This window comes from Agrobacterium sp. A3-95, assembly GCF_053521785.1.
The window spans coordinates 76,735-98,431 of the sequence record NZ_JBNWDR010000011.1 but is presented as its reverse complement, the minus strand read 5'-3'; the positions used below and the strand labels follow the sequence as shown (position 1 = coordinate 98,431).

At 58.9% G+C, this 21,697-nt stretch carries 20 protein-coding genes and 2 pseudogenes; 15 read left to right on the top strand and 7 right to left on the bottom strand.

Annotation, left to right across the window (positions count from 1 at the left end; all coding sequences use genetic code 11):
* The first annotated feature begins 34 nt into the window (after positions 1 to 34).
* From ACQZ5Y_RS24150 to ACQZ5Y_RS24140, 3 genes are all read left to right on the top strand, one after another.
* A complete protein-coding gene (locus ACQZ5Y_RS24150; RefSeq protein ID WP_162995341.1) occupies positions 35 to 2,074 on the top strand; it encodes a TonB-dependent receptor in 2,040 nt (679 codons plus the stop codon).
* A gap of 82 nt (positions 2,075 to 2,156) precedes the next feature.
* Complete coding sequence (locus ACQZ5Y_RS24145) at positions 2,157 to 2,960, top strand: AraC family transcriptional regulator (RefSeq protein WP_121557839.1); 804 nt, start codon at positions 2,157 to 2,159, stop codon at positions 2,958 to 2,960.
* 129 nt (positions 2,961 to 3,089) lie between these two features.
* The gene (locus tag ACQZ5Y_RS24140; protein ID WP_162995342.1) at positions 3,090 to 3,506 is read left to right on the top strand and encodes a hypothetical protein; all 417 of its coding nucleotides are present in this window, start codon (positions 3,090 to 3,092) and stop codon (positions 3,504 to 3,506) included.
* Positions 3,507 to 3,721: 215 nt separating this feature from the next.
* Here ACQZ5Y_RS24140 and ACQZ5Y_RS24135 read toward each other — a convergent pair.
* The 3 genes and pseudogenes from ACQZ5Y_RS24135 to ACQZ5Y_RS24125 all read right to left on the bottom strand — a co-directional run.
* Positions 3,722 to 3,901 (bottom strand): annotated as a pseudogene (locus tag ACQZ5Y_RS24135) (allantoicase); the annotation flags it as partial.
* A gap of 87 nt (positions 3,902 to 3,988) precedes the next feature.
* Positions 3,989 to 4,561: pseudogene (locus tag ACQZ5Y_RS24130) on the bottom strand (IS6 family transposase); the annotation flags it as partial.
* A 343-nt stretch (positions 4,562 to 4,904) separates the two neighbouring features.
* The gene (locus ACQZ5Y_RS24125) at positions 4,905 to 5,597 is read right to left on the bottom strand and encodes a FadR/GntR family transcriptional regulator (RefSeq protein ID WP_121557949.1); all 693 of its coding nucleotides are present in this window, start codon (positions 5,595 to 5,597) and stop codon (positions 4,905 to 4,907) included.
* 208 nt (positions 5,598 to 5,805) lie between these two features.
* Here ACQZ5Y_RS24125 and ACQZ5Y_RS24120 point away from each other — a divergent pair, with 208 nt between their 5' ends.
* The 4 genes from ACQZ5Y_RS24120 (at position 5,806) to map (ending at position 8,441) form a co-directional block, all read left to right on the top strand.
* Positions 5,806 to 6,231 (top strand): hypothetical protein, encoded by a 426-nt coding sequence (locus ACQZ5Y_RS24120; RefSeq protein WP_121557950.1) that lies wholly within the window; start codon positions 5,806 to 5,808, stop codon positions 6,229 to 6,231.
* An 86-nt stretch (positions 6,232 to 6,317) separates the two neighbouring features.
* Positions 6,318 to 6,722, top strand: a complete 405-nt coding sequence (locus ACQZ5Y_RS24115) for a hypothetical protein (RefSeq protein WP_121557841.1) — start codon at positions 6,318 to 6,320, stop codon at positions 6,720 to 6,722.
* Positions 6,723 to 6,823: 101 nt separating this feature from the next.
* Positions 6,824 to 7,618 (top strand): SDR family NAD(P)-dependent oxidoreductase, encoded by a 795-nt coding sequence (locus tag ACQZ5Y_RS24110; RefSeq protein ID WP_121557842.1) that lies wholly within the window; start codon positions 6,824 to 6,826, stop codon positions 7,616 to 7,618.
* Positions 7,619 to 7,631: 13 nt separating this feature from the next.
* Positions 7,632 to 8,441 carry a type I methionyl aminopeptidase gene (map, locus tag ACQZ5Y_RS24105; RefSeq protein ID WP_121557843.1) on the top strand — a complete coding sequence of 270 codons (810 nt, stop codon included), beginning with the start codon at positions 7,632 to 7,634 and terminating at the stop codon, positions 8,439 to 8,441.
* 14 nt (positions 8,442 to 8,455) lie between these two features.
* Here map and ACQZ5Y_RS24100 read toward each other — a convergent pair whose 3' ends face one another.
* A complete protein-coding gene (locus ACQZ5Y_RS24100; RefSeq protein ID WP_121557844.1) occupies positions 8,456 to 8,827 on the bottom strand; it encodes a winged helix-turn-helix transcriptional regulator in 372 nt (123 codons plus the stop codon).
* Positions 8,828 to 8,916: 89 nt separating this feature from the next.
* Between ACQZ5Y_RS24100 and ACQZ5Y_RS24095 the strand changes: the two genes are divergently transcribed.
* From ACQZ5Y_RS24095 to ACQZ5Y_RS24080, 4 genes are all read left to right on the top strand, one after another.
* A complete protein-coding gene (locus tag ACQZ5Y_RS24095) occupies positions 8,917 to 9,552 on the top strand; it encodes a VOC family protein (protein ID WP_121557845.1) in 636 nt (211 codons plus the stop codon).
* Between the two features lie 64 nt (positions 9,553 to 9,616).
* Positions 9,617 to 10,171, top strand: coding sequence for an NADPH-dependent FMN reductase (locus tag ACQZ5Y_RS24090; protein WP_121557846.1), 555 nt, complete (start codon positions 9,617 to 9,619; stop codon positions 10,169 to 10,171).
* A gap of 2 nt (positions 10,172 to 10,173) precedes the next feature.
* Positions 10,174 to 11,037 (top strand): SDR family NAD(P)-dependent oxidoreductase, encoded by an 864-nt coding sequence (locus tag ACQZ5Y_RS24085; RefSeq protein WP_162995343.1) that lies wholly within the window; start codon positions 10,174 to 10,176, stop codon positions 11,035 to 11,037.
* On the top strand, positions 11,034 to 12,059 hold the full coding sequence (locus ACQZ5Y_RS24080; protein ID WP_121557848.1) for an LLM class flavin-dependent oxidoreductase: 1,026 nt from the start codon (positions 11,034 to 11,036) through the stop codon (positions 12,057 to 12,059). The genes ACQZ5Y_RS24085 and ACQZ5Y_RS24080 overlap by 4 nt, the downstream gene beginning before the upstream one ends.
* A gap of 253 nt (positions 12,060 to 12,312) precedes the next feature.
* Here ACQZ5Y_RS24080 and sdhC read toward each other — a convergent pair whose 3' ends face one another.
* Positions 12,313 to 12,702, bottom strand: coding sequence for a succinate dehydrogenase, cytochrome b556 subunit (gene sdhC / locus ACQZ5Y_RS24075; RefSeq protein ID WP_162995344.1), 390 nt, complete (start codon positions 12,700 to 12,702; stop codon positions 12,313 to 12,315).
* Between the two features lie 112 nt (positions 12,703 to 12,814).
* On the opposite strand from sdhC, the gene ACQZ5Y_RS24070 reads away from it, so the two are divergent.
* Positions 12,815 to 13,366, top strand: a complete 552-nt coding sequence (locus tag ACQZ5Y_RS24070; protein WP_162995345.1) for a TetR/AcrR family transcriptional regulator — start codon at positions 12,815 to 12,817, stop codon at positions 13,364 to 13,366.
* 117 nt (positions 13,367 to 13,483) lie between these two features.
* Here the strand turns inward: ACQZ5Y_RS24070 and ACQZ5Y_RS24065 are convergent, their stop codons facing one another.
* Positions 13,484 to 16,648, bottom strand: coding sequence for an efflux RND transporter permease subunit (locus tag ACQZ5Y_RS24065; protein WP_121557852.1), 3,165 nt, complete (start codon positions 16,646 to 16,648; stop codon positions 13,484 to 13,486).
* A 116-nt stretch (positions 16,649 to 16,764) separates the two neighbouring features.
* The gene (locus ACQZ5Y_RS24060) at positions 16,765 to 17,925 is read right to left on the bottom strand and encodes an efflux RND transporter periplasmic adaptor subunit (RefSeq protein WP_121557853.1); all 1,161 of its coding nucleotides are present in this window, start codon (positions 17,923 to 17,925) and stop codon (positions 16,765 to 16,767) included.
* A gap of 726 nt (positions 17,926 to 18,651) precedes the next feature.
* Here ACQZ5Y_RS24060 and ACQZ5Y_RS24055 point away from each other — a divergent pair.
* Genes ACQZ5Y_RS24055 through ACQZ5Y_RS24045 form a run of 3 tightly spaced genes read left to right on the top strand, consistent with a single transcriptional unit; the run spans position 18,652 to position 21,687 of the window.
* Positions 18,652 to 19,896 carry an ABC transporter substrate-binding protein gene (locus tag ACQZ5Y_RS24055; protein ID WP_121557951.1) on the top strand — a complete coding sequence of 415 codons (1,245 nt, stop codon included), beginning with the start codon at positions 18,652 to 18,654 and terminating at the stop codon, positions 19,894 to 19,896.
* Positions 19,897 to 19,936: 40 nt separating this feature from the next.
* On the top strand, positions 19,937 to 20,860 hold the full coding sequence (locus tag ACQZ5Y_RS24050; RefSeq protein WP_174060391.1) for a carbohydrate ABC transporter permease: 924 nt from the start codon (positions 19,937 to 19,939) through the stop codon (positions 20,858 to 20,860).
* Positions 20,857 to 21,687 carry a carbohydrate ABC transporter permease gene (locus ACQZ5Y_RS24045; protein WP_121557854.1) on the top strand — a complete coding sequence of 277 codons (831 nt, stop codon included), beginning with the start codon at positions 20,857 to 20,859 and terminating at the stop codon, positions 21,685 to 21,687. Before ACQZ5Y_RS24050 ends, ACQZ5Y_RS24045 begins: the two co-directional genes overlap by 4 nt.
* The last annotated feature ends 10 nt before the right edge of the window (positions 21,688 to 21,697 follow it).

The following is a 21,697-nucleotide window of genomic DNA, read 5'->3' as shown; positions in this document are numbered from 1 at the left end:
ATGCTGGATTGCTACGATCCTATCTGTTGGAGGCGTGCTTGCCCAGGAAACAGATACCTCCGCCGACGCCGGAGAATCGACTGTTCTCAAGCCCATCACCATTACCGGCCGAAAGACGACGGAAAATCTCAAGGATGTTCCGCTGAGCGCGTCGGTGATCGAGCCCGACAGGCTCGACACAAGCCCCGCCGATCCGGGAACGGCGATCGCAACGGTTCCCAATGTGCAGTGGCAGAGCCAGACGGTCGGCCGACAATTCTTCTCAATACGCGGCGTGAGTTCGCTGGGCTCACCGCTGAACTATTCGGACGGCACCGTCAGCTTCAATGTCGACGGCGTCCCGAACAGCATGATCACGGCTTCCAGCCCGCTGCTCGACGTCGATCATGTCGAGGTGCTGCGCGGCCCGCAGGGAACGCTCTGGGGGGCAAACTCGCTGGGCGGGGCGATCAACGTGCTGACGAACCAGCCGGATGGCCAACGCGAGATCAAGTTCACGAGCGAGGTCGGCGATAACGGCTACCGCATGGGAGAATTCATCCTCGGCGGAAACCTAATCCCCGACAGCCTCGACGGCCGCCTTGCGATCCGGTTCACCCACATGGACGGCGATATCGACAGCCTTCACACCGACGACCTCAACGCGCGCATGATCGGCGCCGTGCGCGGCGGGCTGCGCTTCGCCGGCCTGGAGGACACCACCATCACGGTCAGCGGCAGCTATTTCCGCGACAAGAATACAGCGCCGTTCTACATCTTGGGAAATGCGTCCGGTTTCCCGATCAGCGGATCGCTCACCGAACCGGAAAACATCACCAGCCATGGCGATGGCGTCGTGACCATCACGCATAATTTCGACGCCTTCGACCTGACCTCGGTGACGTCGGTGCAACACAACAAGATCGACAGCTATCTCGACAACACCGACACGCTGATTTATCCCGCTGGATATCCTAGCAATCCCGCTACTCTGATCGACCGGGAAAACATCTACAGCCAGGAATTCCGGTTGAATTCTCTTGAGGGAGAACCGGTACGCTGGGTGGTCGGCGCCAGTGTCGCCTATTCCGACCTTCACCGCGATTGCTGGGCCACGAATTGCGCACCGTCCAATACGATCAAGGCAACGGCCGACCTGCGTACCGTCAATCTCGGCCTGTTCGGCGATGTTTCGGTCCCCTTGGGAGACGCCTGGGAAGTGTCGTTCGGCGGACGGCTAAGCCATGATGACATAAAGATGCGCAAGGGGACCAACTCCGGCGATCCGAACCTCAGCGGGGAGGGGTCGGTCGATGACACGTACCTGACCGGTCGCACCTCTATCGCATACAAATGGAATGATAACGCCCAGACCTACGCCTCCATCTCCCGCGGGCAGTCGACTCGCATCTATCCATTGTTCGGCTACCCGACAAATGGTGTCCTCGACGAGGCCTATCCTGCCGCGAAAGGCTGGACCTATGAACTCGGGACGAAGGTCGCGCTGTTCGATGATCGCCTGCAACTCGACGCAAGCGTCTTTTACAATGATATCAAAAACGGCACGGTCTTCTATCTGGACCCGACCGCCATGGCGTTGACGTCGACCTATCAGGACTACGAGACATCAGGCTTCGAGCTTCAGGCGCGAGCGGAAATCGCCGACGACTGGGTGGTCACCGGCGGCCTCGGCTACACGCATTCGAAGCTCGGAAGCAGCGGCGCCAATGCCGGCACGGAGGGCAACCAGGTTCCCAACATACCGGAATGGAGCGCCAGCGTGGGTCTCGAATATTCGACGCCGGTTTCCGCCTTCAACCTGGATGGTGAAGTGACCGCAGCCGTCCAGTATCAATATAATGGAAGACGTTCAGCGGATGTGGCCGACAGCTTCGACCTTTCGGCCTATAGCCTTGTGAATGCACGGCTGGGATGGAAGAATGCCGGCGGCGACTTCGAGATCTACGGTTTTGGCCGCAACCTGTTCGACGAGCGTTACGAAACCTTCGCCACTGCGGGCTTTGCCGCCGGTGACCGGTATGTCGGGGTCGGCCGCGGCAGGATCCTCGGGATCGGTATGAGCAAGAGCTTCTAAGCGCTTTGGCTCTCCCCCGGTACGAATTTTGAACATGCTGCCTGGATCAAATAATCTGGGGAGCGCAGTGTTGAGGTAAGCCATGTCGATTTTCGATATCCCCGTCACACACGTGGACCCGGACACTTTGAAGCGTTCGCTGGTCACGCTTGGGATGATTGTGGTCACAGAGGGATGGACGAAGGAACTGCACAGCCACCGCAAAGGTGCGCTGATCTTCACGGTGAAAGGCCTGGTCACGTGCGAGGCGGAGGGAGGCCTGTGGATGGTTCCACCACAATGTGCGGTCTGGATCCCGGGGGGGGTCATGCACGCGCCACATCTGGCAGGAGATCTCGAATGCTATACTGTGTTCATAGAGCCCGCACGATTGCCCTCGATGGTGCAATCCTGCGCGACCATCCACGTGACACCGCTGATGAGGGAATTGATCCTCAGATCAGCGACGTTTCCAGAAGACTATCCATTGGATGGACCTGAAGATCGCGTCATTCAAGTCTTGGCGGATGAGATCGCCGGCGCCTCTCAAGAGAGCCTTTTTCTTCCGATGCCGACATCTGCCAAGTTGCGGTCACTCGTATCGATGATGATCAATGACCCATCGGACAAGGCAACGCTCGGACAATGGGCATCGCGGGTGGGCTTGAGCGAAAGAACACTGAGCCGATTTCTCGTCGCGGAGACCGGCATGAGCTTCGGGCGCTGGCGCAGACAACTTCATATCATGGTGGCTCTAAAGCGGCTTAGCGCCGGCGACACTGTTCAAACCGTCGCCTTCGATCTCGGCTATGAAAGCTCCAGCGGTTTCGTGACAATGTTTCGAAAAACACTGGGCAAACCGCCGGGCAAATACCTTCAGGAACGTAGCCATAGCAAGCTATACTAATCAGCCTGCATTTGATCCGTTGGCAGGATTGAACAACGGTTTGGCTGGCATGTGGCGTGACCTGTCCCGCGCTGCGATCTAGCATGATCCTGTCGTTATATTTCGCAGATGATCGTTCGGGAGGCAGCCTTGAATTTCGATACGTCCACATTTCCGATCGTCTGGCTTCGCGCATCCTGCAATGAGCAGGACGACGAGGGCAGAGATTTTGTTAAGCTCGAGCGCCTGCTCGAGCGCCAGCAGCCCATGGTGCTCGTTACGGACCACGCATTCTGCACCTACCATAGTGAGGATGCCATCGCCACGCGCAGGAAAATCAACTGGCTGCGAAGACACCGCTCTAGCCTGCAAAACCAGATAAAGGCACTGATCCAGGTCGAACCCGATGCACAGAAACGCAAGAGCGCGCATGACTTCGGAAAAGTCTTCCTCGACTTTTGGGGTTATCCACTCCTCGTCGTCGAAGATGAGACCGACGCGATAGGTCTTGCGCTAGAGTTATTCACGGGGGCGGATCGAAAGGAGGAAAAACGATGTCTTCACTGAAGCCGTGGTCGTATCTAAAGCAACCCACTGTCGCTTTGTGCGCTCTCGGCGTTCTGGGTTATGTCTTCGTTGGTCTTGCTGCTAGTTGTGCAATATCGATTGGATGCGCGATGTCGAGGCAACAACCCGTTTGTCAACTGGTTTGCGCACCGGAAAACCAGATCTATCTGATCACTACCAAAAAGCCACTCTAGTCACCGGAACCAAGGTAAGCACTATTTTGTGAGCTGCATGGAATAAGTTGGTGGCTGTTTTGCGCCAAGCTGCGTGATGTCGAGTATATAGGTCCAATGGTCGTCTCCCCCGGCCGCCTGAACGAAACACGCTTCGATTGAGCAGGCCGGCGCGAAATTGCCGGTGAAGAAGGGCGTGTCAACGTCGAAGCCATGGAGACACCCGGCACGGCCAGCCGGGCAACGGCATGGTCAGGACCGTCATGCCGCCGCGTGCTTTTCCAGTCGTCCATATATTTGCCCGCATCGTCATACAGACTCGGCTCGAAGCGCGCCGGTCGCAGCCTTCCACTGCGCCATTGCGCGAATACGATGGAGGTGAGTGGCAAGGGCGGCGTGGTCCTGGTGTGGCGGGACGAAGTGATTTCTGATTGCTGAAAAGACCGAAATGAAACGATGCAATCCGCCGGCGGATCGAGAGCCCTGTATCACCCGCTCTCGCTTTTGCGGAGGCTGATGTGAATTTTCCGCGCAATTGTTCAAGCCTTTGTGCGATCGATGTTCGACGGTCGGCATCACGTCCCGTTTTGCTGCTCCATATGAGCGCAGCTTGACGGTGATGATCCGCTTCGGCGCGAGGCTTTCCTTCTTCAGTAGCGAGACCAGTAATCGCTTGGCAGACTTGGTATTGGGGGGCGCCTGAACAATTTCGTCGAGAATGTTTCCGTCCTGGTCAACCGCTCGCCGAAGCCAGTGCTCAAGACCGTCGATGGTGATCACCACCTCGTCCAGATGCCAGATATGCTTTAGCAACGGGCGTTTTCTGCGTAGCAGCTTTACCTAGGCTGCACCGAATTTGTGGCCCCAGCGCCGGATCGTTTCCACAGCACACGACGCCGCTGCGCTCCAGCCAGCGCTGTCGTCAACCGCTGAACCACCTGTGTCGGGAGCGGTGCATCGGTCCGATCATTGCTGCGGGACCAGTTGCGCTGTCCGATCCAGGATGCGATCATCCATCCGCCTCGCGCATAGGCCATTATCCGATCATCGATCAGTGGTCCCGCCGAGGAGCAATGTCGCCATATTTAACGCGATGGGACGGCGGCGGAGCTATGCGAAAGTATGACGATCGCACGCTTGCCGAGCGTCAAATTGCGGCCATCCCGAAATTGTGACCGCACCGCTTGTTCGTATCGGAATATTCCGCCGCAGGCCGGCCTCCTCCTCAATGCCGGCGAGGTGAAAGATGCTGGAGGAGAGGGGCCGCGATGGCTCGGGCCGCATTGGCCGCCGCATCCGTGTCGCCGTCCTGGATGGCGGTGAGCAGGCGAAGGTGGGACGCCATTCCGGATTCAAGGAATTCGTGATCCCCGAGCACCGCTTGCATATTGGCGTCTATGGTGAGCGTGAAATAGCGGTAAAGCGCGCTCAAGGCCTCATTGCCGGACATGCGCGCAATCGCCTCATGGAAAGCCAGGTCGCAGGCGATGAATTCCTCAAGCTCCTCATGGTCGGAGACTTCGCCGCGATCCGCGAGCAGGCTATGCAGAACCTCCATGTCGGCATCGGTTCGATTGCGCGCCGCGCGCCTTGCCGCCTCGGCTTCGAGCATCGCTCGCAGATCCAGGTGGTCACGCAAGCTCAAAAGGCCAAGCCGCCTTGTGATGTCGCCCCGATCCAGCCGGGAGGCGACGAACGTTCCTTCGTTACGGCGAACATCAAGGACATCGATGGAAGACAGAATGCGAACGGCTTCCCGGACTGTATGGAGTGCGGCATCGAGCATGACGGCAAGGTCCTGCTCGTTCGGAATCCGCGCTCCGCCAGGCCATGCGCCGCCTTCGATCTGCTTGCGGATGTCGTCGATCGTCCGCTCGACGGACGGATGCCTCGATATCGTCGACAAGGAGTAAGACATGTCCGCACACCATACGAATGAAAAGGATAGGAGAAACTGAACACCATAGCGGACGGCCTGTAAATCGACACCTCGCAACTTGGCAGGATCGCGATACGGATTGACCGGAGGCTGCAATGACATGCCCGGATTGTCGCCGCATGTTCGCCGCATCGAAAAAATGAGGTACGGTCTTCCGCCGGCCTCGCCGCGTCGGGAGATTACCGAAATGGATACGACCAAACAAAACAGGCTGGCTCTCTTCTGGCTGACGACCGCGCTCGGCGCCGTGCTCTTCGTTACGATCCAGTCATTCTCCTATCTCAATGACTATGTGAGGGCACAGGGCTCGACGCCGGCAGTCACGTTCGATGCAGGCGGGCTGTGGATGCTGGCCATTTTCTACGGCGTGTGGATCGTGCCGGTGTTGCTCGCGCTTATCGGGACCTCCTCTGCCAACTGGGCCATGCTGATCCTCGGCGGTCTTCTTGCTACCCTGAATACGCTTGCCGGTGTGTTCGATGGCGTGCGGGATGGCGGCCATATCGCGTTCACGGCATTGTTGTGCATCGCGCTTCCTGGCGCCTGTGCTATCGTTGCGTCCTGGCGCCACATCAGGGCAAACCGAGCCGGTTTTGGCGGAATCGGAGCATGAAACGGCAGCATCTCGCAATGACGTGAGGTGGCCACAAAGATAAACATTGCCAATGTTTTTCCCTTTGTCGGTAAGGATAACACCACATGTCGATGGATAACTCCAAATTTCCTTTCGTCTGGATGAGCCTCGTGCATGAGCCAGGTCACGATTTCAGGCAGGATTTTGAGGAATTCGAAGCCAATCTGAAACGCGGTGAACCTTTCGTGCTGTTGACCGACTCTGCCCCGTCCGAAGACCACGAGCATAGTCAGGAGGAAAAGAAATACACCTCGCTCTGGATGAAAAAGCACAAAGTCGAGTTGCGCAAACTGGTCCTGGCCATGATCCTGATCGAGCCGAGCGCCGCAAAACGGGTTGCCTTCAAGGCCTTTGGCGTGGTCTTCGCAAAGTTCTGGGGATACCCGCTGATTCTTGCCTCCTCTCGAGAGGAGGCCTTGGAGACCGCAGAAAAGTTGCTGTCGCGGAGCGGCACACCGGCCGTCGCCTGATGCGCGATCCTCTGAGCTTCTCCGCACCCCTCCATCACTTCGCCCCTTGTTCGTCCCGCCCGGTTCGGTCGTGGATGAACCTGACACCTAAAGGATGACGAATGATCATTGATCTGTCGGGAAAGAAAGCCGTTGTCACCGCATCGACGGCGGGCATCGGTTTGGCGATCGCAAAAGGGTTGGCCGCAAGCGGTGCCGACGTGGTGATAAACGGCAGAAGTCCGCAGGGCGTTGAGCGGGCGCTCGTCGATATCCGGCAAGGCGACGTGGCGGCGAAGGCGACGGGCTTTGCCGGCGATCTCGCGACGTTGCAGGCGTGCGACGCTCTGCTTGCCGAACACCCGGACTGCGATATTCTCGTCAACAACCTGGGCATCTACGCCCTTCAGGATTTCTTCGATATTGAAGATGTGGAATGGGATCGGTTCTTCCAGACCAATGTGATGTCCGGCGTCAGGCTTGCACGCGGTTATCTTCAAGGCATGATTGCAAAGGGCTGGGGACGGGTCGTTTTCATATCGTCCGAGTCAGCCATTAACATTCCGCCGGAGATGATCCATTACGGCTTCACCAAGACCGCGCAACTGGCGGTTTCGCGTGGTCTTGCCAAAAGGGTCGCCGGCACTGGTGTAACCGTCAATTCCGTTCTGCCCGGGCCGACGCTGTCGGACGGTCTTGCATCCATGCTCCAGGAAACCGCGACGGCACAAAACAGGTCACTGGAGGAGGTTGCTGCGGAGTTTGTTCAGCAGCACCGGCCAAGCTCGGTGATCAAGCGTGCCGCTTCGGTCGAGGAAGTGGCGAGCATGGTCGTCTACGTCTGTTCCAAACAGGCATCCGCAACCTCAGGCGCGGCGCTGCGGGTCGACGGCGGCGTGATCGACACGATTTGCTGATAAGGGAGCGGACATGGACGCGAATATCGACGGACGCACGGTAACGATCCATACAGGGGAAGACTTCGAAGGCATGCGTGCCGCCGGGCGATTGGCAGCCGAGGTCCTCGATATGATCTCAGACCATGTTCGCATCGGGATCACCACCGAGGAGCTGGACACGCTTTGCCATGATTTTATCATCGCGCGCGGCGCGGTACCGGCATCGCTTGGCTATCGCGGCTTTACCAAATCCACCTGCATTTCATTGAACCACGTCGTCTGTCACGGCATTCCCGGCGCGCGCCGGCTGGTGGAAGGCGACGTTCTGAACATCGATCTTGCCGTCATTGTCGATGGATGGCACGGCGACAGCAGCCGCATGTACACGGTCGGACAGATCAGCACCAAGGCCCGGCTTCTAATCGACGCGACCTACGAGACGATGATGCTCGGAATAGCGGCTGTCCGGCCCGGCGCGACGCTCGGTGATGTCGGTCATGCCATGCAGAGTTTTGCCGAGGCCAATCGCTTCAGTGTCGTCGAGGATTTCTGCGGTCATGGCGTCGGGCGGGGATATCACGAACCTCCCAGTGTTTTGAACTACGGTCGGCCCGGCAAAGGTCTTGTCTTAAAGCCTGGGATGTTTTTAACCATCGAGCCCATGCTCAATGCCGGTCGTGCCGATGTAAAGGTCCTGGCTGACGGCTGGACCGCCGTCACACGGGACCGGAGCCTCTCGGCACAGTTCGAGCACAGCGTCGCCGTCACCGAGGACGGCGTGGAAATATTCACTCTGTCGCCACAGGGTTTTACCAAACCGCCATATGGTGCGAGCGCATAGCGCTGAAGGGAAAACTAACCTCTAGCTGTGCTGACCTTTGGCGCGCTCTTATACTGCGACCACCATTCAATCAGCGCCTCCATGACAGGTCCGAGCGCCAGAGCCTTGTCGGTCAGCGCATATTCGACGCGCGGCGGCACTTCCGCGAAAATCTGCCGCGACACAAGGCCGTCTTTTTCCAGCTCTCGCAACTGTGCCGTCAGCATATGCTGAGTGATGCCCTGGATCCCTTTTTTCAGCTCGCCGAAGCGATGGATGCGCTGGTTGAGCAACCACAGGATTTCCAGCTTCCACTTACCGCTGATCATCGAAAAGGCTTGGCGCATCTCATCGTGAAGGCGGTCGATATCAGCGTCCTCAAGACAAACAATAGTCTGTTTTTCCATACTAACCCATCAAACTCCATCCTACTTGTCTGTCTCGATCCTAGATGACATTTGTTCGATATGCCAGCGATCTCACAGAAGGAGAACCCATGCTGAACGACGAAACCATCATCCACCCGAAGCTTCATCATGTCGGCCTGACGACGGGCAATCTCGAGCGCCTCGCGGACTGGTATCGGCAAGTGCTCGGCACACGGCTCGTCTACCAATCCGAAAATCCGATCGGCGCGCCGGAGGGAGGCTTCAAGGTCAGAGCCGGATGGTTCAGCAATGACTCCGCCAATCACCGGATCGCCGTGGTCGAAATACCCGGCCTCGAATTCGACAAGGACCGGTCGAAGCATACTCGGTTGCAGCACATCGCTTTCGAGTACAAGACGCTCGATGATCTGCTCGGCACCTATGCACGCCTTAAGGCAGTTGGCATTGTTCCGGTGCTTTCGGTCAACGAAGGTGCGCAGACCGCCTTCTATTACGACGATCCCGACCGCAACAATGTTGAACTCAACGTCAGCAATTTCGGCGATTACGGCGACAACTGGTCCTCAATCGAGCATATGCAGACCTCGCCCGACTTCGCCCGCAGGCCGCTGGGGGTCGACGTCGATCCCGACAAGATGATCGAAGCCCGCAATGCAGGCGCCTCGCCCTGGGAAATCCACAAGCGCGCCTGGAAGAACGAGTTCGCTCCGGCGGAACCGTATAACCCGCTCGCACTGCTCTGATTTGCTCAACCGGAACCAGCTGCCGTCGCTGACCTTGCCGCACTCACTCAATCTGGAGCCACCAATGAAAAAGATCGCTGTTCTTGTCGGCAGCCTTCGTCGCAATTCGAGTAATCTGGCTCTCGCCAGAGCGCTCGAAAAGCTCGGCAGTTCGAAATTCGCCTTCACCTATGCCGATATCGGTAACCTGCCGCACTATAACGAAGACCTCTGGGCTGACACGCCTGCAAGCGTCACCGCACTCAAGACACTTCTCACCGAAAGCGATGGTGTCCTGCTCGTCACGCCGGAGTACAATCGTGCGCCGCCCGGCGTCCTGAAGAACGCAATCGACTGGGCGTCTCGCCCATACGGCCAGAATTCCTTTGCCGGAAAACCGACCGCGATCGCCGGAACGTCTCCCGGTGCCGTCGGTACCGCCGTCGCGCAGGCACAGCTTCGTACCAGCCTGATCGTGCTCGACGCGATCCTGCTTGGCCAGCCGGAAGTCTATTTCCAGCTCAAGCCGGGGCTGATTGGCGAGGACTTTGCCATCGAGGATGAGCAGGCGCGGACTTTCCTCGAACTCTTCCTGTCGCGCTTTGACGCCTGGATTGATCGTGTAAGCACAGGAGCATGACGATGGCCGAACGTTCTGTTGCGAATGCCAACTTCGTCTTCTTCGGTGGCTCCAGCGGCATCGGCCGGGCAACGGCGATCGAACTCGGCCGCCGCAAGGCCAATGTTCTGATCGTCGGTCGCAGCGTTGAGGCCGGTGAGGCCGCCGTCAACGCAGTGAAGCAGGCGGGCGCGTCGTCCGCCGATTTCCTCTCCGGCGACCTGTCGACCGTGGCGGGCGTCGCCGCCGTGGCCGATGGTGTTCGGGAATGGAAGCCGGAACTGCATGGCGTGCTGCACACAGCGATGGCCGCCTTCAAGGGCAAGCAGGTGACAAGCGACGGCCTGGAGTTCGCGTTCGCCCTGCAATACCTCGCCCGCGCTGCGCTCAATAGATTGCTGGTTGATCGTCTTGAAGCCTCCGGTGACGGACGCATCGTCCACATCGCGGGCAACGTTCCAAAAATCTTCATGCCCGATCTTGACGATCTTCAGTTCGAACAGCGCAAGTGGAGCTTCTTCAAATCGGTGCTTGGCACGCATCTGCTCGGCTTCCTGCACATCCAGGAAGCGGCTAAACGCTGGAACGGCCGTTCCGTCACCATTGCCGCCGCCTGCGTCAACTCGACGAAGACCAAGGCGATGTCGGATCCATCTATGCCACTCGTCATGCGGCTTATGGGTCTGTTCGGCGCCACACCGGAAAAGTCCGCCGAAAACGCGGTCCGGCTCCTGACCGACGCCTCGGCGGCCGGCACCAATGGCGCCATGCTTCGCAATCCCAAACATTATAGTCCCGAGCCGCTTGCGCTCGAGCCTGCAGATGCAGCCAGGCTCTGGGCGATCACCGGACAGATTGCCGCGAGGGGAGGCGTAACGCTGCCATGATCGAGTTCGGAATCTATACGTTTGGTGACCTGGTCGCCGATCCGCACACCGGCCGCACCGCCTCGGCAACTGAACGTATGCGTCAGATGCTGAAGATGGCGGAAATCGCCGATGAAGCCGGCCTCGATATCGTCGGGGTCGGCGAACATCACGGCCTGAACTTCGTCAATTCGGCGACCGCAACGACGCTCGCAGCCATGGCCGCCAAAACCAGACGCATCAGGCTGACAAGCGCCTCGACCCTCATCAGCACAGCCGATCCAGTTCGCACTTTTCAGGAGTTTGCGACCGCAGATCTTGTCTCGGACGGGCGTGTCGAGATCATTTTCGGACGCGGTGCCTTCACGGACAATTTTCCCCTCTTCGGCTGCAACCTTGAAGACTACGACGCCCTGTTCATGGAAAAGGTCGGGTTGTTCGAAGAACTGAACACCAAGGAGCGTGTGAGCTGGTCCGGCCACTTTCGCTCGTCGCTGGACAACGCTGAAATCGCGCCGCGTCCCACCCAGACGCAGCTTCCGGTCTGGATCGGGGCAGGCTCGCCACAAAGCGTTGCGCGCGCTGCAATCCTCGGCAATCCGCTGGCAATGCCGCTGCTTGGGGGCAGCGTATCAGGCTACGGCCAAACAGCCGCGATATATCGCAAGGCCTGGCTCGACAGCGGCCGGCGGGCCGAGGACATCCGGATCGCGACCTTCTCGCATCTGCACGTCACTGAAACGGCTCGCCAGACCCGCGAGGATTTCTATCCCTATTATTCGGCCTACCTGGCGCCGCTATCCAAAGGACCGATGCCTCCAGCGATCTTCGCCCAGATGCTTTCACCGCAGGGCGTACTTATCGGTGGAGATCCGCAGCAGGTCAGCGACAAGATCCTGGCGCTGCATCAGGCGATCGGCATGACCCGCTTTGTTGGCCAAATTGATATCGGCGGACAGCCATTCGCCGACGTCATCAAAGGTATCGAGATGTTCGCTTCGCAGGTCGTTCCGATGGTCCGCGCAGCGATGGCAAGCAGATGAAAAGGCGTCAATGCCGACCATTGGAACAGAATACCGACCATATAAGGGGATTTTGAACAACAACCCTCGGGCATGGCCGAGGATATCCGAGGCTACTGTCCAACCCACCAGAAAAAGGTGCTGAACACGAGGCAGAATGCGACGATCCCGAGAACCATCTTAACGGTGGCGCTTACGCTGTCGGTAGCTTTGATGGCAGCAAACCACGACGAATTTTTTTCCAAGCGAGAGCGGTCGCTCATATTGATTGTCCCTATCTGAGGCTGATGACCGTCCAAAGAATGACAGTCAGGAGGAACGAGAAGACATAGGTCGCCAGCGCGGTCCTGTTCGAGGACTTGAGCTTAAACCCTTTCCCGAAGTCCATCACAAGATGCCGCATCCCCGATGCGAAATGCTGCAGGATACTCCAGGTCAAGCCAAACAGGACGAATGTTCCGATCCAACTGGAAGCGAAGGATCGGAACTGGTCGTAAGCCTGCTCACCCATCGCAATTGATAGCAGATACCACGTCAGAATCGGCGTACCAACAGCAGAAAGCGCCACCGCCGTCAGCCTGTGGATGATCGACGTTCTCATGCCGATGGGAAGGCGATAGAGGGACGCGTGCGGCGACGTGGGGCGGTTTCGATTGGAAGCCACGGATTTTCCTGATAGGTTCGTTAAATTCATAAGTATTCGAATACATATGTATCTGAGATTGACGCCAATGGAAAGGCCGGAATAGATGCCGAGATTGTCACGGGCCGAAAGCATGGCGCTGACGCGCGAGAAGCTGCTCACCTCCGCCCGGAAGCTTTATCTGGGCAGCGGCTATGATGGCACGTCGATAGAGAAAATCGCGGAGGACGGTGGGTTCAGCCGCGGGGCTTTCTATGCGCACTTTTCCTCCAAGGAAGCTATCTTTCTGGAACTGGTCAGGGTCGACGCCGGTATGCTGCTGCCTGGACTTCTGGATGCGGTGAACAATGCAGCCTCTCGCAACGATATGATCGACGCCATTTGTGCGTGGGCGGATAAAAGACTGCTTTCGCGGGATATCAGTTATCTGCTGTTGGAGGTCCTTCAGCATGCCGGACGCAGCAATAACCTGACCGCGGAGCAGATGAGCCCGATCAGAGAGAATTGGCGGCAACTCGGAGAAGCGCTGCAAAAGTTCTTTCCCGATGGGGAACTGCCAGGTCAACCGGAAGAGGTTGGAGCGATCGTGATGCTGCAGATCGCGGATGGACCGTTTGTGGAAGCCGCTGGCGGCCCGTCAACCAGCCGTCTCATTCGGCTCATGCTGCAAGCCTTCGTGAGATAATCATTGCGCGCTGATGCCACGGCTCCTTGCCACAGGCAGCGTTACATCTGATGGTCCGCCCCCCAACATAACCTTCTTCTGGGGGGCGGTATGTTCTTGTGATCGAGCCGGGTTTGATCAGTGCGCCGGATTGACGGGAGCCGGATCGTCCGGCACATGGGCGGATTGCTCTGCCTCCTGTTTCAACGAACCGGGCTGCTTCCATGCGATCAACCGGTAGAACATCGGGATGAAGAAGGTGGCGATAAAGGTCGCCGCCAGCATGCCGCCGATGACGCCGGTACCGATGGAGTGCCGGCTTGCCGAACCCGCTCCGGAACTGATGGCGAGCGGGACCACGCCGAGAATGAAGGCGAGCGACGTCATGACGATCGGGCGGAACCGCAGTCGCGCAGCCTCCAGTGCTGCGTCGGCGGCACTTGCTCCCTCACGACGCTTGAGCACCGCGAACTCCACGATCAGGATCGCGTTCTTCGCCGCAAGCCCGATCAGCGTCACCATGCCGATCTGGAAATAGATGTCGTTGGTAAGCCCGCGCAGATAGGTGGCAAGCAGTGCACCGAACAGCGCGAAGGGGATCGCGGTTATGACGGCAAGCGGCAGCGACCACCGCTCATATTGGGCTGCGAGAATGAGGAACACCATGACGACGCCAAACAGCATCGCCTGTGTGCCTGCACCACTCGTTTCCAGTTCCTGATAGGCCGACCCGGTCCAGGCGATCTGGTATCCGTCGCCGAGCGTTTGCCGGGCGACTTCCTGCATGGCTTTGATCGCATCGCCGGAGGTATAGCCGGGAGCCGGATCGCCGGTGATCTTTGCCGATATGAAAGCGTTGAACCGCTCGACCTGATCCGGGCCGATGGTTCTTGTCATCGTCACGAGCACGCTGAGCGGCACCATCTTGCCGCTTTCGGCACGGACGAAGACTTGCCGCAGATCGTCGGGAGATTCGCGGAAATTCGCTTCGGATTGCAGATTGACCTGATAGTTGCGGCCCATAAGCGTGAAGTCGTTCACATAGAGGCTGCCGAAGGTCGCCTGCATGGCGTCGAAGACGGCGTTGACCGGCACGCCGAGCGCCTTTGCCTTCTCGCGGTCGAGCGCTGCGTTGAAGCGCGGTACATTGGTGTCGAAGCTGGTGCGGACGTTCGCCAGTTCCGGCCTCTTCGAGGCCGCGTTCACGACCTTGGCAATCTGTTCGTTGAGCGCCGCCGTTCCGTGGCCGGCACGGTCTTGAACATAGGCTTCAAAGCCACCGGTCGTGGACAGACCGAGGATCGGCGGCAGATTGAATGCCAGCACCAGCGCGTCCTTGATGCCCGCATTCATCCCCATGAACGTTCCTGGGAGGTTACGCGCGTCGAGATCGTCCGTCGTTCGCTCCTTCCAGTCTTTCAGATTGACGAATGTCGTCCCGACATTGGTTCTCAGGCTGCCCGAGAGCAGATCGAAACCGGCGAAGGAAAAAACCTGGGAGACGGCCGGATGCTTTGCCATGGCGTTGGATGCCGTATCGACAGCCGCTTCCGTTCTCGTCAACGAGGCCGCCGGCGGCAATATGGTGATGGTGAAAAGGACGCCCTGATCTTCGTCGGGGAGCAGCGAACCGGGCAGCGTGTAGAACAGATAGCCTGTCGCACCCAGCATCCCGGCCACCAGAAGGAGACCGATGGCGAACCGTTTGATGAAGAACCGCACGCCGGCCGCGTAGCCGCGTGTCAGCCGTTCAAAGGCCCGATTGAAGATACGGAACGGCAGGATCGGTTCGTGATGCCCCGGTTTCAATAGGAGCGCGCAGAGCGCCGGGGTGAGCGTCAGTGCGACGATGCCCGAAAGAATGACCGAAATCGCAATGGTGACTGCAAACTGCTTGTACATCGCGCCGGCAAGCCCACCCATGAAAGAGACCGGGATAAAGACGGCGCAGAGCACCAGCACGATGGCGATGACCGGACCGGTGACCTCGCTCATGGCCTTGACTGCGGCCTCTCGTGGTGAAAGCCCTTCGGTCGACATCAGCCGCTCGATATTTTCCAGGACGACAATCGCATCGTCGACGACGATGCCGATCGCCAGCACGAGCCCGAACAGCGTCAGCAGATTGATCGAGAAGCCGAGGAGGTAGATGCCCGCGAATGTGCCGATGATCGAGATTGGCACGGCGATGACGGGGATAAGCGTGGCCCGCCAGTTCTGCAGGAAGATAAACACAACGAAGACGACCAGCACGATCGCCTCGACGAAGGTATGGATCACCTCGTCAATAGAGACCTCGATGAACCGTGTCGTGTCGTAGGGGATGCTGAATTCGACACCGGTGGGGAAAGCGGCCTTGAGTTCATTCATGCGGTCCTTGATCGCCGTCATCGTGTTCAGCGCATTGGCGCCCGGTTGCAGATAGATAGCGATGGGGACTGCAGGTGTTCCATTCACCCGGCCGTCGAGCCCGTAGCTCTTTGTGCCAAGCTCGACGCGGGCGACATCCTTCAGACGCAATGCCGCACCATTGTCGCTGGAGCGCAGGATGATATTTTCGAAAGCGGCGGTGTCGGGCAGGCGTCCCTGAGTGGTGACGGTATAGGTGAACGATTGCTTGTTCGGGTTGGGTTGATCGCCGACCTTGCCGGCGGCGAACTGCGAGTTCTGTTCGGAAATGGCTGTCGAGACGTCACTGGGCGTCAGATCATATTGCGCGAGCTTGTCCGGCCGAAGCCAGATACGCATTGAATAATCGATATCGCCCAGGATGGTGGCATTCCCGACGCCGGGAATGCGCTTGAGATCATCCACGACGTTCAGGAGGGCGTAATTGCCGACAAAAGCCCGGTCGTAGCGGGTATCGTTCGAATACATCGCCACCAGAGCGAGGATCGAGCTCGACTGTTTTTCGACTACGACGCCGAGCCGTGTTACGTCTGTCGGCAGGGAGGCCGTCGCACGCTGGACCCGGTTGTTGACGTTGATCGTCGCCTGATCCGGATCGGTTCCGAGCGCAAAGGTGACAGTCAATTGCGTCGTGCCGTCATCGGCGTTCAGAGACTGCATATAGATCATGTTGTCGACGCCGTTGATCTGTTGTTCCAGCGGTGCGGCGACCGTCTGGGCCAATGTCTCGGCGGTCGCGCCTGGATAGGTTGCAGTCACCAGAACCTGCGGCGGGATCAGCTCCGGATACTGGGCGATCGGCAGCACTCTCAATGTGGCCAAGCCAGCAAGCACGATAACGATCGATATGACGGCCGCAAAAACCGGGCGGTCGATGAAAAAACGCGGGTTCATAAGTTCTTACCATTATTGCCTGGCTGGAGCCCGTGTCCGACACCAGGAGGAGGAAGGGAAGTTGCGCCGATACGTCACCGGCCGGTTTGGATGGCCGAACGCCAGTGCGGCTCGCGTCAGTTACGCGCTACGTCGCGGGATGGCTGGAGGCTTGCCGTCGCCTGAACTGGGGCGCCGGGAATAACCTTGATGATCCCCTCTGTGATCACCTTGTCCCCGGCGGCAAGCCCGGACAGCACAAGCCAGTTGTCGCCGAGCTTCTGGCCGAGCCGCACCGGGCTGACCTGCGCCTTGCCGGCGTTGTCTACCTTATAGACGAACTGCCCTTGCGGTCCTTGCATCAACGCCATCTCAGGGATGACGATGGCGTCTTCGGCGGAGATACCGGTGATCGTGGCCCGCACGAATTGGCCGGGCAGAAGCTGCCGGTCCGGATTGGCGACGATGGCGCGTGCCTCCAGCGTCCCGGTTTGCTTGTCGATGGTTGCCGACGTGAAGTCGACCACGCCGTCATGGCCGTAGGCGGAGCCGTCGCCGAACGCGATTTTCACGCCAAGCGTCGCGCCTTCGCCTTTTGATATCTTGGATTGAGCCAGCCGCATGATCTCCGCCGTCTCGCTGTCGGAGAATGAGAAATTGATGTAGACGGGGTCCGTCTGCGTAATGCTGGTCAGCAGACCCGCATCACCGGTGGTGCCGATGAGGCTTCCCTCCGAGACATTCTCCTGACTGGTGACGCCATCGACCGGCGCGGTGACGGACGTATAGTCGAGGTTCAGTTGTGCGGTCTGTACCTGAGCGCGTGCGGCTGCGACCGATGCGGCAGCCAGCTCTCGTGCCGAGATGGCGTCGTCCCTGCTTTTCTCGCTGCCGACATTCTTTTCATAGAGCGCGATGTTGCGCTTTTCCTCGCGCTGCGCCTGGCTTAACTGGGCTTCAGCCTGTTGCAACTGCGCCTTCGCCTGAGCCAGCACCGCCTCATAGGGCGCCGGGTCGAGCGTGAACAGCACCTGACCTGCCTTGACGGTCGAGCCTTCCACGAAATTGCGCTTGAGCAGGATGCCGCCGACGCGCGCGCGGACCTCAACCTCGCGAATGGCCGACACGCGTGCGGCATACTGATAGGTGAGCGCCACCGTCTGCGGCTTGATTTCCACCACCGAGACGGCTGGCGGCGGCGCGCCGTCGGCCTGCTGAGCGGCGGCCGATGAGCCGAGAAGGATCAGAGCCAGCGCAAAAACCGTAGAGGGAGAAAGAATATGCTGTTTCGCGGTCATGAGAACACACCTGCTGTTTGCTCCAACTCCAGAGATGTTGAAGGGGATTGGTCGGTGTCCGGGATATGGGGCGTATCTCCGGACACCAGTCGAAGTCTTTGGGGTCAGAAAACTTCGGACGAGGAGGTGTCGTTGGGCACCTTCCCATTCGCATTCTATGGGATCGGCATGCTACGTCATTGCACAATGCGGACGAATGTTTTCGAGATCCGGCCAATTTTATCACGCAAAAAGATTTGTCGGAGCTAACACCAGGCCGACGATGCTAACTTCCTTCATGGATGCTCCCTCCTCTAGTGACGTTCTGGCGAACATCACTCTGGCACATTGCGATGCCGTCGGGAGGGGGCATTTACTCCATTAGCGCTCAGCGCAAATCCACAGTGACACGCTGATGCGCCGCGGCATCCCGTTACGAGGACCGTGGCGGAGTGGAAGCCGTGGAGTTCGTCACGCTCAAATGGATTGTCTGGTTTAGCGACCGCTGCTTTTTGGACGCACCAACCATTAACACATAACTCAACCGAAGTGGCCTCCGGCAAACCCGGTGCGGCTCAATATCCGCGTCTACCGTTTCGGCCGCCAAAACCGCGTGGGTCGGAACCGGAAACTAATCGTCGTTGACTTTTGTAAAATATCACAACATTCTAGGAATAGGTTGAGGACGCATACCCGGCGGTGGAGGAAACGTCGGCCGGATATGCGCAAAGGATGGAGGAGATCCCGATGGCATACCTGTATTCAAAACGTGGAATCGTGCGTGGCCTCTTGGCGTCGGCACTGATGGTCTCTGCCCTTGGTGGTACAGCGTCCGCGCAGCAGGCCAAAGAAAAGATCACATTCGCTGCGGCGATGTTTTCCGAAGCGGGACGCGGCGACCGGACTAAGGCCTGGGTTCAGAAATTCAACGAGAGCCAAGACAAGGTAGAAGTCGAGCCGGTCGCAATTCCGTTCTCCAGCTTCGCCAATACCATATTCACCCAGATGGGCGGCGGCGGCGGTCCGGATCTCGTCCGCTTCGACCAGATCGACTATTTCGCTGCCGTACCGTCGGGCAAGGTCCTGCCGCTCGACGGCCTGATTGATCCGTCGCAGTACAAGTTCATCGGCCCGGACAAATACCTGGCCGTCGATGGCAAGCGTTACGGCGTGATCTTCGATTCCACCGGCTACGGGCTGCTCTACAACAAGGACATCGTCAAGGGCGCGCCGCCGACGACGTTCGAGGATTTCCTCAAGGTCGCCAAGGAAAATACCGGCGAGGGTAAATACGGATATGCCTACCGCGCCACGATGGCGGAGCGTGCCGGCTTCTGGCAGGATGTCTGCAACTTTGTCTTCGGCTTCGGCGGTCGCTGGAGCGACGATGCCGGCAAGCTGACCGTCAACAGCCCGGAGGTCATCAAGGGCATAGCGGCCTACAAGGCGGTCTATGATCTCGACGTCATTCCCAAGGGGGCCGATGCGGCCACCTACAGGCGGATGTTCTGGGAAGGCAAGATCGCGATGAACGTCGATAACGGCGGCGTTGCGGCAATCTTTCACCAGAATTCCCCCAACCTTCCTTTCGCCGCAGCACCTTCGCCTTTCCCGACGCCTGCCCAGGGCCTGATCATGACCATGCTGTCGGTCAATGCCAATACCAAGCACAAGGACGCGGCGATCACCTTCCTGAAATGGGCACTTGAGCCGGACAATCAGAAGGATCTGCAAAAGGCCATGGGGACCATCGTCGGCACGGTTGTGGAGCGCACGCCGGAGGAAGTCGCCGCCCAGCCGTGGCTTAACGTTTACGACAAGCAGGTCGAAAAGGCCGTCCCGCAATTGGTGATGGGTATCGAGACGAAGACGCCCGAAATTCAGCAGATCGTGCTTGAAGGTGTACTCAAGGTCCTGCAGGGCGGCGAGGATCCGAAAGACGCGATGGATGCCGCACAGCGGCTGATCGAGCGCCGGGTGCTGCGCCGCTGACGGCGCCACCCATATCCGCCAAAATTCCAGATAGTGAGTGATGTCGATGCGATCATCCGGTTCACGCAGCGGGATCGAGGGCAGCCGGTGGACACCGTATTGGTTCGCCGCGCCTGTTGCCCTTTATCTTCTGCTGTTTCAGATCTACCCCTTGCTGCAGGAGCTGAAGCTCAGCTTCACGTCGACATCGCTTCTGTCGCCGGACGACCAGCTGTTCGTCGGTTTCGAAAACTACCTCTATATTTTCGAGACCAGCGATTTTGCCCAGGTTCTCTGGGTCACCTTGGTCTACACCGTTCTCTGCGTCGTGCTGGCGATCGGCTTCGGGCTCGGCACAGCCCTGCTGCTCAACAACCCCTTTACCGGCCGCAGCGTTGCCCGCGCCCTGGTCACAGTGCCCTGGGCCGCGCCGCCGGTTGCCGTGGCGCTGATCTTCACCTGGATGCTCAATTCGCAATACGGCGTTTTCAATTATGCGCTGCGGTTGCTCGGCCTGCCATTTTCCGGTGAAAACTGGCTCGACAATCCTTCGCTGGCGTTGCCGGCGATCATGATCACGACCATCTGGCAGATTTTTCCCTTCTCGTCGGTGGTCATTCTGGCAGCGCTGCAAGGCGTTCCGTCGGAAGTCCGCGAGGCCGCGGTGATTGACGGAGCGGACCGTTTCAACGTCTTCAAGACGGCGGTCTGGCCGACGATCCAGCCGACCGTCCTGTTATTGGCACTGTTCGTCACCATCTGGTCGCTGCGCCGCTTCGATCTGATCTGGCTGATGACGCAGGGCGGGCCGATCGGCGCAACCAACACGCTGGTGATCGAGCTTTACCGGCAGGGCTTCGTCTATCGCGAACTCGGCAGCGCGGCGTCCATCGGCATGGTCGGGCTGGTCATCGCGCTCATCGTGACGATCGTCTATTTCAAGATATCGCAGCGGGCCGAGCGCGCCCAGGGGAGACGGACATGAGAACCTCCCCCTGGCAGCATACCCTGCGGATGATCGGCGTCCTCGCGCTGCTCGGTATCGCAGTCTTCCCGATCTACTGGATGTTCGTGACGTCGCTGACCACCTCGGCGGACTTGTTCGCCCCGACACCGCAGTTCCTGCCGTCGCTGTCGGAACTGCATGTCTACAAGGACGTGTTCGACACCATTCATGTTGCGACCTGGCTGAAGAATAGCATCATCGTTGCGGCCGGTACGACGGTGCTGAGCATTCTTCTGGCAATCCTGCCGGCCTACGCCCTGTCGCGCTTCAAGTTTGCCGGCCTGGCACTGCTCGGCTTCGTGCTGTTTGCAACCCAGATGTTGCCCGAGGCCATGCTCGTCGTGCCGCTCTACGCCATTTTCGGAGATCTGGGGCTGCTCAACACCCTGACAGGCTTGATCCTCGCCAATACGGCCTTCACGGTGCCGGTCATCGCCTGGATACTCAAGGGCGCCATCGACTCCGTGCCGATTGAAGTCGAGGAGGCCGCCCGCATGGAAGGCTGCTCGAAACTCGACGTGGTGCTGCTGATCGTGGTGCCGCTGATCGGACCCACGCTTGCGGCGTCGTCGGTCATCGCGTTTTTCAATGGCTGGAACGAATACGTGTTCGCCCAGACCCTGATCAGCAGCGAAAACCTGCGCACGGCCTCGGTCGGACTTGCCAGCTTCGTCGGCGAGCTTTCAACCCCGGTACACTCGGTCATGGCGGTCGGTTTCATCTACACCCTTCCGGCTGTTCTCTTTTACCTTCTTGTCCAGCGTTACGTCGTGGCCGGTATGACGGCCGGTAGCGTCAAGGGCTGATAAAGGATCT

Bases quoted from the DNA above. Each gene is read 5' to 3' on its own strand.
- ACQZ5Y_RS24055 (WP_121557951.1), top strand. From the start codon at position 18,652: ATGGCATACCTGTATTCAAAACGTGGAATCGTGCGTGGCCTCTTGGCG.
- ACQZ5Y_RS24050 (WP_174060391.1), top strand. From the start codon at position 19,937: ATGTCGATGCGATCATCCGGTTCACGCAGCGGGATCGAGGGCAGCCGG.
- ACQZ5Y_RS24115 (WP_121557841.1), top strand. From the start codon at position 6,318: ATGTCGATGGATAACTCCAAATTTCCTTTCGTCTGGATGAGCCTCGTG.
- ACQZ5Y_RS24070 (WP_162995345.1), top strand. From the start codon at position 12,815: ATGGCGCTGACGCGCGAGAAGCTGCTCACCTCCGCCCGGAAGCTTTAT.
- map (WP_121557843.1), top strand. From the start codon at position 7,632: ATGGACGCGAATATCGACGGACGCACGGTAACGATCCATACAGGGGAA.
- ACQZ5Y_RS24110 (WP_121557842.1), top strand. From the start codon at position 6,824: ATGATCATTGATCTGTCGGGAAAGAAAGCCGTTGTCACCGCATCGACG.
- ACQZ5Y_RS24085 (WP_162995343.1), top strand. From the start codon at position 10,174: ATGGCCGAACGTTCTGTTGCGAATGCCAACTTCGTCTTCTTCGGTGGC.
- ACQZ5Y_RS24145 (WP_121557839.1), top strand. From the start codon at position 2,157: ATGTCGATTTTCGATATCCCCGTCACACACGTGGACCCGGACACTTTG.
- ACQZ5Y_RS24090 (WP_121557846.1), top strand. From the start codon at position 9,617: ATGAAAAAGATCGCTGTTCTTGTCGGCAGCCTTCGTCGCAATTCGAGT.
- ACQZ5Y_RS24045 (WP_121557854.1), top strand. From the start codon at position 20,857: ATGAGAACCTCCCCCTGGCAGCATACCCTGCGGATGATCGGCGTCCTC.
- ACQZ5Y_RS24120 (WP_121557950.1), top strand. From the start codon at position 5,806: ATGGATACGACCAAACAAAACAGGCTGGCTCTCTTCTGGCTGACGACC.
- ACQZ5Y_RS24100 (WP_121557844.1), bottom strand. From the start codon at position 8,827: ATGGAAAAACAGACTATTGTTTGTCTTGAGGACGCTGATATCGACCGC.
- ACQZ5Y_RS24125 (WP_121557949.1), bottom strand. From the start codon at position 5,597: ATGTCTTACTCCTTGTCGACGATATCGAGGCATCCGTCCGTCGAGCGG.
- ACQZ5Y_RS24060 (WP_121557853.1), bottom strand. From the start codon at position 17,925: ATGACCGCGAAACAGCATATTCTTTCTCCCTCTACGGTTTTTGCGCTG.
- ACQZ5Y_RS24095 (WP_121557845.1), top strand. From the start codon at position 8,917: ATGCTGAACGACGAAACCATCATCCACCCGAAGCTTCATCATGTCGGC.
- ACQZ5Y_RS24065 (WP_121557852.1), bottom strand. From the start codon at position 16,648: ATGAACCCGCGTTTTTTCATCGACCGCCCGGTTTTTGCGGCCGTCATA.
- ACQZ5Y_RS24080 (WP_121557848.1), top strand. From the start codon at position 11,034: ATGATCGAGTTCGGAATCTATACGTTTGGTGACCTGGTCGCCGATCCG.